Source organism: Sphingomonas sp. A2-49 (genome assembly GCF_025548555.1).
Taxonomy (GTDB): Bacteria; Pseudomonadota; Alphaproteobacteria; order Sphingomonadales; family Sphingomonadaceae; genus Sphingomonas.
This window is the reverse complement of record NZ_JAJLPA010000001.1, coordinates 412,842-425,557: the sequence shown is the minus strand read 5'-3', so window position 1 is coordinate 425,557 and position 12,716 is coordinate 412,842. Positions and strand designations below refer to the sequence as shown.

The 12,716-nt window shown below is 69.6% G+C and carries 12 protein-coding genes; 8 read left to right on the top strand and 4 right to left on the bottom strand.

Annotation, left to right across the window (positions count from 1 at the left end; genetic code table 11):
• The first annotated feature begins 2 nt into the window (after positions 1 to 2).
• On the top strand, positions 3 to 416 hold the full coding sequence (locus LPN01_RS01945) for a GFA family protein (protein WP_262826667.1): 414 nt from the start codon (positions 3 to 5) through the stop codon (positions 414 to 416).
• Positions 417 to 428: 12 nt separating this feature from the next.
• Here LPN01_RS01945 and LPN01_RS01940 read toward each other — a convergent pair whose 3' ends face one another.
• A complete protein-coding gene (locus LPN01_RS01940; protein ID WP_262827047.1) occupies positions 429 to 689 on the bottom strand; it encodes a hypothetical protein in 261 nt (86 codons plus the stop codon).
• A gap of 191 nt (positions 690 to 880) precedes the next feature.
• Here LPN01_RS01940 and LPN01_RS01935 point away from each other — a divergent pair, with 191 nt between their 5' ends.
• Together LPN01_RS01935 and LPN01_RS01930 are read left to right on the top strand one after the other, a co-directional pair.
• Complete coding sequence (locus tag LPN01_RS01935; RefSeq protein ID WP_262826666.1) at positions 881 to 1,642, top strand: alpha/beta fold hydrolase; 762 nt, start codon at positions 881 to 883, stop codon at positions 1,640 to 1,642.
• Between the two features lie 62 nt (positions 1,643 to 1,704).
• Entirely contained in the window at positions 1,705 to 3,552 is a 1,848-nt protein-coding gene (locus LPN01_RS01930; RefSeq protein WP_262826665.1) for a M2 family metallopeptidase, read from the top strand.
• Positions 3,553 to 3,810: 258 nt separating this feature from the next.
• Here the strand turns inward: LPN01_RS01930 and LPN01_RS01925 are convergent, their stop codons facing one another.
• The 3 genes from LPN01_RS01925 to LPN01_RS01915 all read right to left on the bottom strand — a co-directional run bounded on the left by LPN01_RS01925 (position 3,811) and on the right by LPN01_RS01915 (position 6,522).
• Entirely contained in the window at positions 3,811 to 4,362 is a 552-nt protein-coding gene (locus LPN01_RS01925; protein WP_262826664.1) for a hypothetical protein, read from the bottom strand.
• 62 nt (positions 4,363 to 4,424) lie between these two features.
• The gene (locus LPN01_RS01920; protein ID WP_262826663.1) at positions 4,425 to 5,861 is read right to left on the bottom strand and encodes an AMP nucleosidase; all 1,437 of its coding nucleotides are present in this window, start codon (positions 5,859 to 5,861) and stop codon (positions 4,425 to 4,427) included.
• A gap of 181 nt (positions 5,862 to 6,042) precedes the next feature.
• Positions 6,043 to 6,522, bottom strand: a complete 480-nt coding sequence (locus tag LPN01_RS01915; RefSeq protein WP_262826662.1) for a peroxiredoxin — start codon at positions 6,520 to 6,522, stop codon at positions 6,043 to 6,045.
• A 123-nt stretch (positions 6,523 to 6,645) separates the two neighbouring features.
• Here LPN01_RS01915 and LPN01_RS01910 point away from each other — a divergent pair, with 123 nt between their 5' ends.
• The 5 genes from LPN01_RS01910 to LPN01_RS01890 all read left to right on the top strand — a co-directional run bounded on the left by LPN01_RS01910 (position 6,646) and on the right by LPN01_RS01890 (position 12,689).
• A complete protein-coding gene (locus LPN01_RS01910; RefSeq protein ID WP_262826661.1) occupies positions 6,646 to 7,206 on the top strand; it encodes a YqgE/AlgH family protein in 561 nt (186 codons plus the stop codon).
• An 86-nt stretch (positions 7,207 to 7,292) separates the two neighbouring features.
• Positions 7,293 to 8,714, top strand: a complete 1,422-nt coding sequence (ahcY, locus tag LPN01_RS01905) for an adenosylhomocysteinase (protein WP_262826660.1) — start codon at positions 7,293 to 7,295, stop codon at positions 8,712 to 8,714.
• 195 nt (positions 8,715 to 8,909) lie between these two features.
• A complete protein-coding gene (locus tag LPN01_RS01900) occupies positions 8,910 to 11,243 on the top strand; it encodes a PAS domain-containing sensor histidine kinase (protein ID WP_262826659.1) in 2,334 nt (777 codons plus the stop codon).
• A gap of 46 nt (positions 11,244 to 11,289) precedes the next feature.
• Positions 11,290 to 11,727: a tRNA (adenosine(37)-N6)-threonylcarbamoyltransferase complex ATPase subunit type 1 TsaE gene (tsaE, locus tag LPN01_RS01895; RefSeq protein ID WP_262827046.1), complete on the top strand. Its 438-nt coding sequence runs from the start codon at positions 11,290 to 11,292 to the stop codon at positions 11,725 to 11,727.
• The gene (locus tag LPN01_RS01890; protein ID WP_262827045.1) at positions 11,724 to 12,689 is read left to right on the top strand and encodes an aminoglycoside phosphotransferase family protein; all 966 of its coding nucleotides are present in this window, start codon (positions 11,724 to 11,726) and stop codon (positions 12,687 to 12,689) included. The genes tsaE and LPN01_RS01890 overlap by 4 nt, the downstream gene beginning before the upstream one ends.
• The last annotated feature ends 27 nt before the right edge of the window (positions 12,690 to 12,716 follow it).

Here is a 12,716-nt window from a genome sequence, read left to right as displayed (position 1 = left end):
CGGTGCGGTATGCCGTCGATCGGTCGGCGCTCCCCGCCGCTTATGCCTGCCACTGCACCGACTGCCAGACATGGTCCGGCAGCGCGTTTTCGACGCAATTCTTCGTGCCGGAAGCGGATCTGCGCGTCGACGGCGTCGTGGTCGAATATGCGTTCGTCAATCCGATGGGCCGCGTGTCGACGCAGCGCTTCTGCCCGACCTGTCATACACGTCTGTACAACGGGAATGCCGCCCGCCCGGGGATCGTCAATATCCGTGCGGGTACGCTCGACGACAGCGCGAGAATCGACGTTCCCCTGCACATCTGGGTCCGGAGCAAGCAGCCGTGGGTGATCCTGCCGGTCGATGCCGAGGTCTGGGAGGAAGCGGCGCCGCTCGCGTCGCTGGCGCGGCTGGCGGCACGCACCTCGATCTGACGGCGGACGGGATCAGAGGCGGCGGTGCTTGCCGCCGTAATGCTGGCCGACATAGCTGCCGATCCGCGCCATCTCGCGCGCGGCGGCCTGCGTCGCCTCGGCGCAGCAGGGCAGGGGGTCGCGTTCGGCCTGCGCGGCGCGCATCGCGACCCGGTCGGTCAGCTCCTCGATATCGGCGCGGCTGAGCAGGTTCTTCTCGCGCAGCAGGCAGAGCAAGCTCTGGAGGATCACCAGGCTTTCGTCGCCCTGCCGGGATTGCAGACCTTCGGTCATCATCGCTCTCCTTGTATTTTGAAAGGAGAGTATGCCTTTCCCCGCCGCTTGGGAAGGCCATTGCTGGCCTGGTCATCTGCGCCGTCGCGATCGCCCGCGCCGTTGACCCGCGACGCCCGCCGCGCGGGGGCTGGACACGCGCCGCTTTCCGAACCAATCGCGCGGCACCTGCCAAAGAATGGATCGCACCCGTGGCCGAATCCCCGATCGAACCCCAGTATTTCGCCAGTTTCGACGGCACCCGCATCGCCTGGCGCGAACTGGGCGAGGGCCGGCCGGCGATCCTGATCCACGGCTATTTCTCGACCGCGGAGGTCAACTGGCTGAAGTTCGGCCATGCCGCCAAGCTCGCGGCGCGGGGGTTCCGGGTCATCATGCCCGACCTGCGCGGCCATGGATCGAGCGACCGGCCGCACGATGCCGCCGCCTATCCGCCCGATGCGCTGATGCGCGACGGGCTGGCGCTGGTCGCGCATCTCGGCCTTACCGACTACGACCTGGGCGGCTATTCGCTGGGCGGGCGGACGACGATGCGGATGCTGGCGAACGGGGCGACGCCGCGGCGGGCGGTGCTGTCCGGCATGGGGCTGACCGGCATCCTGCGCACGGCGGGCCGCGGCGACTATTTCCGCCGCGTGCTGACCAATCCCGGCAGCTTCGAGCGCGGTTCGAACGAATGGATGACCGAGGCTTTCCTGAAGACCACCGGCGGCGATCCGGTCGCGCTGCTGCGCGTCCTCGATACGTTCGTGGACACGCCACGCGCGGCGCTCGACGCCATCGCGATACCAACCGCGGTCGTTACCGGCGCCGAGGACGACGACAACGGATCGGGCGCGGCGCTGGCCGATGCCCTGCCCAATGCGGTCTATCGCGAGGTTCCGGGCGGCCACATGAGCGCGGTCACCAAGCCCGAGCTGGGCCAGGCGATCGCCGATTTCCTGGCGGCTTGACCGCGACGGGGTGACGCGCCCATCCTGACGGCAACACGATGTCTGTCAGGGGTTTTGTTTCCATGCGTCTCGTTTCCACCGCCGCGCTCGCCGTGGCGCTCGTTGCCGTGCCGGTTTCCGCGCAGACCGCCGCTCCCGCCGCTCCCGCCGCTTCGGCCCCTTCCTCCACCCCCGCCACGGCGGCGGAGGCGGACGCCTATGTCGCCACGGTCGAGACGGAGGCGGCGGCGCTGTCCGTCCCCGCCCAGCAGACCGCCTGGGTCAACGCGACCTACATCACCGACGACACCGATGCGCTCGCGGCGAAATCGGGCGCGGAGCTGACCGAAAAGGCGGTGCAATGGGCGAAGGGGGCGGCGCGCTTCAATGGCGTCGCCGGTGTGTCGGGCGATACCCGCCGCAAGCTCGACCTGCTCAAGAACGGCGTCGGCCTGCCCGCGCCGACCACGCCCGGTGCCGCGACCGAGCTCGCGACGCTGACGACGCGGATGTCGTCGAACTACGGCAAGGGCAAGGGTACGCTCGACGGCAAGCCGATCAACGGGTCGGACATCGAGGCGGCGATGGGCACCAGCCGCGATCCCGCCAAGTTGCAGGAGATGTGGGTCAGCTGGAACGACAATGTCGGCGCGCCGATGCGCAAGGACTATACCCGGATGACCGCGATCTCGAACGCGGGCGCCAAGGAACTGGGGTTCGACGACGTCGGCGCGATGTGGCGCGCGGGATACGACATGACCCCGCAGCAGTTCGAGGCGCTGACCGACCGGATCTGGAAGGAGGTCGAGCCCCTCTACCTGTCGCTCCACACCTATGTGCGCTGGAAGCTGAACGAGAAATACGGCGATGCGGTGCAGGCCAAGACGGGGCCGATCCGCAGCGACCTGCTCGGCAACATGTGGGCACAGGAATGGGGCAACATCTATGACATCGTCGCGCCCAAGGGCGCGGGCGACGTCGGCTACGACACCGGCGAGCTGCTGAAAGCGAAGGGCTACGACCCGCTGCGCATGGTGAAGCAGGGCGAGGCCTTTTATTCCTCGCTCGGCTTCGCACCCCTGCCCGAGACGTTCTGGCAGCGCTCGCAGATCACCAAGCCCGCCGACCGCGAGGTGATCTGTCACGCCTCGGCCTGGGATATCGACAATATGGACGATATCCGCATCAAGATGTGCACCAAGGTCAACGGCGACGATTTCGTCACCATCCACCACGAACTGGGCCACAATTACTATCAGCGCGCGTACAAGGCGCAGCCGTATCTGTACAAGAACGGCGCCAACGACGGTTTCCACGAGGCGATCGGCGATACCGTCGCGCTGTCGATCACGCCGGATTACCTCGTCAAGATCGGCCTGCTCGACCAGGCGCAGGTGCCGAGCGCCGACAAGGATATCGGCCTGCTGCTGCGTCAGGCGATGGACAAGGTGGCGTTCCTGCCGTTCGGGCTGCTGGTCGACAAATGGCGCTGGGACGTATTTTCGGGCAAGATCGGATCGGGCGATTACCAGAAGGGCTGGGACGCGCTGCGGCTGCGCTATCAGGGCATCCGCCCGCCGGTCGCGCGCGACGAGAGCAAGTTCGATGCGGGCGCGAAATACCATATCCCCGCGACGGTGCCGTACACGCGCTATTTCCTGGCGCGGGTGCTGCAGTTCCAGTTCTACAAGGCGGCGTGCGATCAGGCCGGCTGGAAGGGGCCGCTGCACCGCTGTTCGTTCTACGGCAACAAGGCGGTCGGCGAGAAACTGAACGCGATGCTCAGCATGGGCCAGTCGAAGCCGTGGCCGGACGCGTTGCAGGTGATGACGGGCAGCCGCCAGATGTCGGGCAAGGCGCTGGTCGACTATTTCGCGCCGCTGAAGGCGTGGCTCGACAAGCAGAACAAGGGCAAACCCACCGGCTGGTGAGACGGCGCCCTGCGGGTCGGGCGGGCATTGTGCCCGCGCCCGGCCCGTGGGGCGGGCGTTCCACGGGCAACCGCGCGGGGCCTGCCAGATGGGTGCCACGCGTAGTTTCGGCAGCGCGGGCGTTTCCGGCGACGTGCATCCGGAATTCGTCGGGGTGACGGGATGCGGCCGAAGCGATCCAAGCCGTGCCGCCCGCAATCACGACCGGCGTCCCGCCGGCGCGCCGGGGGACGGACACCATCCCACCGGCGCCCGCGCCTACACCTTGTCGGGCACCGTGTTCTCGTCGGCGATCCCGGCCTGAAACGACTTGGAGGCGTCCTTGCCGTCGGGGGCGTGAGCCTTGCGGGCGCCATCCTTCGGCGTGCTGCCACGAAGCGATAGCAGCGCGGCGGCGGCGGCGGCACCGACCGCGGCGACTCCCGCGACGCTCGCGGCGACGCCCCATTTGCCACCGACCTTGTCCGCGGCGCGCGCGGCCGTGGACTTCTTCGCCGGGGTCTTCTTCGCCGCCGGGCGGGCCGCGGCGCGCTTGGTGGACCGGGGCTTCACCGCCTTGGCGGCGGCAGAGACGCCGCTCTCCGCCTTGGTCGCGGCAGCCTTCACGCGGCGCGTCGTCTTGGCCGCGACGTCGCTGACGGCGGCCTCGACCGTGTCGGGCGTCGACGCATCGGCCGGCTTGGTGCGCGGGGTGCGCGGCTTGGTGGCCTTCGCCGGGGTGCTGCGCGCGGTGCTCGTCTTGCGCGGTGCGCGGCGGCGCGGCGTGGCGGGGGTGTCGGTCTTCGGCGTGTCGTTGGTGTCGTCGGCCACGGCGTCAGCTCCCTGATTGATTCGGGAGCGTAACGCACTGCGGCCGGTTCGTTTCCAGTCGCTCAGCGGAACGGCGGCTCGTCGAACGCGCGCAACTTGCGGCTGTGCAGCTTCTCGCCCTCCAGCCGCAGCTGTTCGCACGTCTCGATCCCGATCCGCATATGCTCGCTGATCGCGCGTTCGTAGAAGCGGTTCGCTTGTCCGGGCAGCTTCAGTTCGCCGTGCAGCGGCTTGTCCGAGACGCAGAGCAGCGTGCCGTAGGGAACGCGGAAGCGATAGCCCTGCGCCGCGATCGTCGCCGATTCCATGTCGATGCCGACCGCACGACTGAGCGAGAAGCGCAGCGCCGAGGCGGAATAGCGCAATTCCCAGTTGCGGTCGTCGGTGGTCACGATCGTGCCGGTGCGCAGGCGGCGCTTCAGCTCCTCGCCCGACTGGCCGCTGACGATCTCCGATGCGCGGGCGAGCGCCTGCTGCACCTCGGCGATCGCGGGCACCGGGATCTCGGGCGGCAGCACGTCGTCGAGGACGTGATCGTCGCGCAGATAGGCGTGCGCCAGCACATAGTCGCCGATCCGTTGCGAGGGGCGCAGGCCGCCGCAATGGCCGATCATCAGCCACGCCTCCGGCCGCATCACCGCGAGATGGTCGCAGATCGTCTTGGCGTTCGAGGGTCCCACGCCGATGTTGACCAGCGTGATGCCGGTGCGATCGTCCGCCATCAGGTGATAGGCGGGCATCTGGTGCCGCCGCCACGCGCTGTCGTTGACCAGCTTGTCGACGTCGCCGGGATTGTCGATGACGATGTTGCCGGCGCCCGACAGCGCGGTGAACCGGCTCTCCGGACCGAGCTGCGATGCGCCCCAGCGGACGAATTCGTCGACGTAGCGGTGATAGTTGGTGAACAGGACGAAGCGCTGCGTGTGTTCGGACGGCGTGCCCATATAGTGGCGCAGGCGCGCGAGGCTGAAATCGGTGCGCAAGGCGTCGAACAGCGCGAGCGGGCGCGTGCCGCCCTCCGCGATCCACAGCCCGTCGGCGATCTCGTCGCCGATATGCGCGAGTTCGGTGGCCGGGAAATGCCGCGCGAGCTCGGTCGCCGACACGGTGTCGAGGCTGAGAGCGTGGCCGGGGTCGAGCACGTAGGGGAAGGGGATTTCCTGCCGACCCGGCACCGCCTCGACCTCGACGTCGTAATCCTCGATCAGCAGCGTCAGCTGTTCGGTCAGATAGTCGGCGAACAGCGCGGGCTTGGTGACGCTGATCGTATAGTCGCCCGGCGACACCAGCCGCCCGAACGAGCGCAGGGGCGCGGGCCGATCACCGACGCTGGCGTAGCGCAGATGGATGACGGGATAGGCGAACGAGCCGTCGGTGCGGCTCTGCGGCGAGGGTGGCGTGCCGTCGGTCAGATAGGCGTTGAGCGCGGCCTGAAGGCGCTCGACCGAGGCGCGGTAGAGGCGGTCGAGGTCCGCGACGATCTGGGATGCGGTTGTCATCCCGGATGGTTACGCAAAGCGCATGACGGTGGCAAGACGCGCCTCGAATCCTCCCCGGCACGGGGAGGGGGACCGTCCGCACGGCGGATGGCGGGGGGCAGCATCACCGGCTTTCCCTGCCGGGCCGCCCCTTCGTCACCGCTTCTCGGTGCCCCTCCCCCGTGCCGATGAGGCGTGGGTTCTACAGTTCGCCGAGCAGATATTCGGCGCTGCTGACCTTGAATTCGCCGGGTGCCTCGACGTGCAGCTGCTTCACGACGCCGTCTTCGACCAGCATCGTGTAGCGCTGGCTGCGCTTGCCCATGCCGAACTTGCTGCCGTCCATCGCCAGGCCCAGCGCCTCGGCGAAGTCGCCGTTGCCGTCGGCCAGCATGGTGACGCCGTCGGCGTCGGCGGACTTCGCCCAGGCGGCGAGCACGAAGGCGTCGTTGACCGAGGTGCAGGCGATCTCGTCGACGCCCTTCGCCTTCAGTTCCTCGCGCTTCTCGACGAAGCCGGGCAGGTGCTTTGCGGAGCAGGTCGGCGTGAACGCGCCGGGCACCGCGAAGAGCGCGACGGTCCGGCCGGCGAAGAAGGCGTGCGTATCGACCTGATCCGGGCCGTCGGGCGTGACCTTCACGAGGGTGGCGCTGGGCAGGGTGTCGCCGACGGTGATCGTCATCTGGGCAGTCTCCGGAACACGAGGGGCGCGGGCCGCCGGGCGGCGGTGCGCGCCACACGTCGGGCGGACCGGCCCCGATTTCAAGCATGGCGCGCGGCGCAGCTGCGCTTATGGTCGTGCGCGATGCAGCCTCCCGTCTATCTCACCGGCCAGTTCCTACTCGCGATGCCGGGCATGGCCGATCCGCGCTTCGACCATGCCGTGATCGCGATCTGTGCGCACGACACCGATGGCGCGATCGGGATCGGGGTCGGCGCGACGATCGACGGGCTGACGCTGCACGACCTGCTCGACCAGTTCGGCATCGCGCATGGCGCCGCGCCCGCCGTTCCGGTGCATTTCGGCGGCCCGGTCGAACCGCGGCGCGGTTTCGTCGTCCATTCGACCGACTGGAGCGGGCAGGACACGATCGACGTCGCGGGCCGCTGGGCGCTGTCGAGCACGCTCGACGTCCTGCGCGCGATCGCCGCGGGCAGCGGGCCGACGCGCTATCTGGTCGCGCTCGGCTATGCCGGCTGGGGCGGGGGGCAGCTCGACGGCGAATTGTCGCGCCCCGGCTGGTTCCATCTCGGCGGCGACACCGGCTTGCTGTTCGACCTGCCGGCGGCGGAGCGCTGGGCGGGGGCGTTCGCGACCGCGGGGATCGACCCGCGTCTGCTGTCCGCGGCGACGGGCACGGCCTGACGAGATATAAAGATATCTTTATATTTGATCCGCGGGGTGCAAGCGGGTAAGGGCGGCGCCATCCATTTCCTTCAGGAGCATGACACGTGGCAACTGCGCTCGCGGTCGAGAACACCGATTACGTCATCAAGGACATCGCGCTGGCCGATTTCGGCCGCGCCGAGATCCGCATCGCCGAAACCGAGATGCCGGGGCTGATGGCGCTGCGCAGCGAGTTCGGCGCGTCGCAGCCGCTGAAGGGCGCGCGCATCACCGGATCGCTGCACATGACGATCCAGACCGCGGTGCTGATCGAGACGCTGACCGCATTGGGCGCCGACGTGCGCTGGGCGACCTGCAACATCTTCTCGACGCAGGACCATGCCGCCGCCGCCATCGCCGCGACCGGCGTGCCGGTGTTCGCGGTGAAGGGCGAGAGCCTGGCCGAATACTGGGACTATGTCGGCGACATCTTCTCGTGGGATCACGACGTCGACGGCCAGACCGCCAACATCATCCTCGACGACGGCGGCGATGCGACGATGTTCGCGCTGTGGGGCGCGAAGCTGGAGGCCGGCCACACGCTGGGCGAGCCGGAAAACGAAGAGGAAGTCGAGTTCCAGCGCGCGCTGAAGGCGTTCATCGCCAGGAAGCCGGGTTACCTGACCGAGACGGTCAAGAACCTGAAGGGCGTGTCGGAAGAGACGACCACGGGCGTGCATCGCCTGTACGAGATCGCCAAGAAGGGCGAGCTGCCCTTCCCCGCGATCAACGTCAACGACAGCGTCACCAAGTCGAAGTTCGACAACCTGTACGGCTGCAAGGAATCGCTGGTCGACGCGATCCGTCGCGCGACCGACGTCATGCTCGCGGGCAAGGTCGCGGTCGTCGCCGGCTTCGGTGACGTGGGCAAGGGTTCGGCCCAGTCGCTGCGCAACGGCGGCGCGCGCGTGATGGTGACCGAGGTCGATCCGATCTGCGCGCTGCAGGCGGCGATGGAAGGGTTCGAGGTCGTGACGATGGACGAGGCGGTCACCCGCGCCGACATCTTCTGCACCGCGACCGGCAACGCCGACGTCATCACCGCCGATCACATGAAGGCGATGAAGCCGATGTCGATCGTCTGCAACATCGGCCATTTCGACAGCGAGATCCAGATCGCCGCGCTGTCGAACTACAAGTGGACCGAGGTGAAGCCGGGCACCGACCTGGTCGAATTCCCGGACGGCAAGCAGATCATCGTGCTCGCCAAGGGCCGCCTGGTGAACCTCGGCTGCGCGACGGGGCATCCCTCTTTCGTGATGTCGGCGTCGTTCACCAACCAGACGCTCGCGCAGATCGAGCTCTGGACCAAGGGCGAGAACTACAAGAACGACGTCTACGTCCTGCCCAAGCACCTCGACGAGAAGGTCGCGGCGCTGCACCTCGAAAAGCTCGGCGTGAAGCTGTCGCAGCTGACGGCGAAGCAGGCGGGCTATATCGGAGTGCCGGTCGAGGGGCCGTTCAAGCCGGATCACTACCGCTACTGATCGATTCCGATCCGATGCGACGCGAAGGGGCGGTGCCGCAAGGTGCCGCCCTTTTTCGTGGCGTCTGTCCGCGGCCGGCCGGCACGCGCCGCGGGATCAACGACATTGCCGCTGCCGTATGTTCCGTTCTACAGCTTGGCCGAGCATGCCGTCGGGAGGCGTGCCGAGGGGTAAGCGTTGATCCAGGTCTCGGTCATGGCGGCAGTCCTATGCGGCGCGATCCTCGCGCTGCTGGTCGGCGGTGCCGGCTATGCGCTGTTCGTCGGCTGGCGGCTGCGGGGCGAGGCGGCGGAGGCGATCGCGCGTGCCCGCGATGCGGAGGCGCTGCGCAGCGTGTCGCCGGCGATGGCGATGCTGATCCGCGCCGACGGCCGCGTCGAGATGCCGCCGCGGCTGGTCGACTGGCTGGGCCTGTCGGTCGCGCCGCGGTTCCTGCAGGATCTGGCGGGCGAGGGCGCCGGCCTGCCCGCGGACGAGGCGCAGGCGCTGGCCCGCGACGTACAGGCGGCGCAACGGGCCGGGCGCGGCTTCGTCCGCGCGCTGCATCCGCAGGGATCGGGGCGCGCGATCACGGTGCGCGGCAGCCGCGCGCCCGGCGAACTCGGCGCGACCGGCGCGGTGGTGCTGTGGACGCTCGATGCGACCGACAGCGAATCGGAACTGTCGCGGCTGCGCGACGAGGTCGGCCAGCTGTCGCTCGCCTATGACGCGCTGACCGGGCTGATCGAGGCCGCGCCGCTGCCGATGTGGTATCGTGCCGCCGACCTGCGGCTGGCGATGGTCAATACCGCCTATGTCCGCGCGGTCGAGGGCGCGGATGCCGCCGACGTGATCGCGCGCGAGCTCGAACTGGTCGAGGGGTCGGGCCGCGGCGGGCCGCGCGCGGGCGCGCTGGCGGCGCGCGCCACCGGCAAGCCGCAGCGCGAGATCCTGCCGGCGACGATCAACAGCGAGCGGCGCTCGCTCCAGGTGCATGACGTGCCCCTCCAGAGTGGCGGGGTGGCCGGCTTCGCGGTCGATATCGAGGATCTCGAACAGTCGCGCGCCGGCGCCAAGCGCTTCGCCGAGGCGCAGCGCGCGATGCTCGACCGGCTGTCCGCCGGCGTGGCGCAATTCGGCCCCGACCGCGGCCTTGTATTCTGCAACCAGCCGTTCCGGCGGATGTTCGCGATGCGATCGGAATGGCTCGCCGACCGGCCCGAATTCGACCGCGTGCTCGAGCGGATGCGCGAGGCCAACCGCCTGCCGGAGGTGCGCGACTTCCCCGGCTGGAAGGCGGAGCGGCGCGACTGGTTCGTGCCGGGCGAGGCGGCGATCGAGGAAAACTGGCATCTGCCCGGCGGCACGCATCTTCGCGTGGTCGCGCAGCCGCTGCCCGACGGCGGGCTGCTGACCATCTTCGAGGATCGTACCGAGCAGGTGCAACTGGCCAGCGCGCGCGACACGCTGCTGCGGGTGCGGACCGCGACCTTCGACAACCTGTTCGAGGCGCTGGCGGTGTTCGCGGCGGACGGCAAGCTGCAGCTGTGGAACAACCGGATGGGCGCGATCTGGGGTTTCGAGGAGGAATTCCTGGCGGGCCATCCGCGCGTCGACACCTTTGCCGACGCAGCGGCGGCGAAGCTCGCGACGCCCAACCGCGCCGCGCTGATCCCCGAACTGGTGCGATCGGCGACGATCGACCGCCAGCAGCGCGGCGGCCGCGTCGCCTTCGCGGACGGGCGCCATTTCGAATTCGCCGCGGTGCCGCTGCCCGACGGCAACGCGCTGCTGACGATGCTCGACATTTCGGACAGCCGCCGTGCCGAACAGGCGCTGCGCGACCGGGCGAACGCGCTGGAGGCGGCGGACCGGGTCAAGACGCAGTTCGTCGCCAACATGAGCTACGAGCTGCGCACGCCGCTGACCTCGATCAGCGGGTTCGCCGAGATGCTGCACGGCGGCTATGCCGGCAAGCTGACGCGCGAGGCGGACGGCTATGTCGAGGCGATCCTGCAATCGGTCGAGCGGCTGGGCCTGCTGATCGACGACGTGCTCGACCTGACGCAGGGCGGCGACGATGCGGAGATCGAGCGGTTCGACGTCGACCTTGCGGGGGTCGCACGCGCGGCGGCCCAGACGATCATGCCCGCGGCCAAGCGCCGCAAGCTCGATTTCGCGGTCGAGCTGGCGCGCTCGACCGGCCGGGTCAGCGGCGATCCCAAGCGGCTGCGCGAGGTCATCGAGCATCTGCTCCGCCACGCCGTCGCCTCGACCCCCGAAGGCGGTCGCATCCTGTTGCACAGCGACGGCAGCGCGACGGGCGCGCGGATCGTGGTGTCCGACGATGGCCTCGGCATGGACGCGGAAAGCGTCGCCAAGGCGTTCGACCGGTTCGGCGAGCCCGGCATGCAGCCGACCGGCGAGCGCGCGCTCGGCCTCGGCCTGCCGCTGGCGAAGCAGTTCGTCGAGGCGCATGGCGGCCGCATCGACCTGGTGTCCGAACCCGGCGAGGGCACGCTGGTCACCGTCGAGCTGCCGCGTCGATGAGGCGGGGGCGGGCCGCGGCGGCCATGCCGTGACGGGCGGCGGCCCCATCCTGCTCCCCGATCCCGCCGCGAGCGAGGCGTTCGGGGCGTCGCTGGCGGCACGCGTCGCGCCGGGCGACGTCATCACGCTGAGCGGCGACCTGGGCATGGGCAAGACCAGCATCGCGCGCGGGCTGCTCGCGGCGCTGGGACTGGCGGGCGAGGCGCCGAGCCCGAGCTTCGCGATCGTCCAGCCCTACGACCCGCCGGAGGTGCGCATGCCGGTGCTGCACGTCGACCTGTACCGGATCGGGGATCCGGCGGAGATGGCGGAACTGGGGCTCGACGAGGCGCTGTCGGACGCGCTGCTGCTGGTCGAATGGCCCGAACGCGCGCCGGGTTACTGGCCGCATGCGCTGGCGCTGACCCTGCATCCGGCACCGGACGGCGGACGAATCTTGACAGCGGACGTGCCGGCGTCTTGGAGGCGGCGATGGCCGACATGACCCCGCCCGCCGGCGCCAGCGCCTTCCTTGCCGCGCACGGCTGGTCGGGGGTCGTCTCGCCGGTTGCCGGCGACGCCTCGTTCCGCCGCTATTTCCGGATCGCGAGCGACGGGCGCAGCGCGATCCTGATGGACGCGCCGCCACCGCACGAAGACCCGCGACCATTCATCGCGATCGCCGAATGGCTGCGCGCGCGCGGTTTCGCGGCGCCGGCGATCCACGCCGCCGACCTGGCGCAGGGGCTGGTGCTGCTGGAGGATTTCGGCGACGTCCGGCTGCGCGAGACCGCGGACGCGAGCGCGGACGGCGCGCTGGCGCATTATGCCGCCGCGATCGACCTGCTGGTCGATCTGCGTGCGCACCCGGCGGAGGGGCTGGCGCCCTATGACCGTGCGGTACTGCATCGCGAGGCGGCGCTGTTCGTCGAATGGTATTGCCCGGCGGTCGGGCTCGACGTCGACGTCGCCGGCTATCGCGCGGCGTGGGACGCGGTGTTCGACCATGCGGCGACCGATGCGCCGGTGACGGTGCTGCGCGACTATCATGCCGAAAATCTGATGCTGGTGGGCGAGGGGGGCACGCTGGGGCTGCTCGACTTCCAGGACGCGCTGGCCGGCCACCCCGCCTACGACCTGGTGTCGCTGTTGCAGGACGCGCGGCGCGACGTCGATCCGGCGGTCGAGCGGGCGATGATCGAGCGCTATCGCGCAGCGACGGGGGCCGGCGACGATTTCCTTGCCGCCTATCATGTACTCGGCGCGCAGCGGAACGCGAAGATCGTCGGAATCTTCACCCGGCTGTGGAAGCGCGACGGCAAGCCGCGCTATCCGGCGTTGTGCCCGCGCGTCTGGGCGTATCTGGAGCGCGACCTCGCGCATCCGGCGCTCGCCCCGGTCGCGCGCTGGTTCGACGACAATGTGCCCGCGGCGCTGCGCGGCGATCCCGCGGCGCTGACCGCGTGACCCGCCAGCAGGCTCTGCGGCCGGACC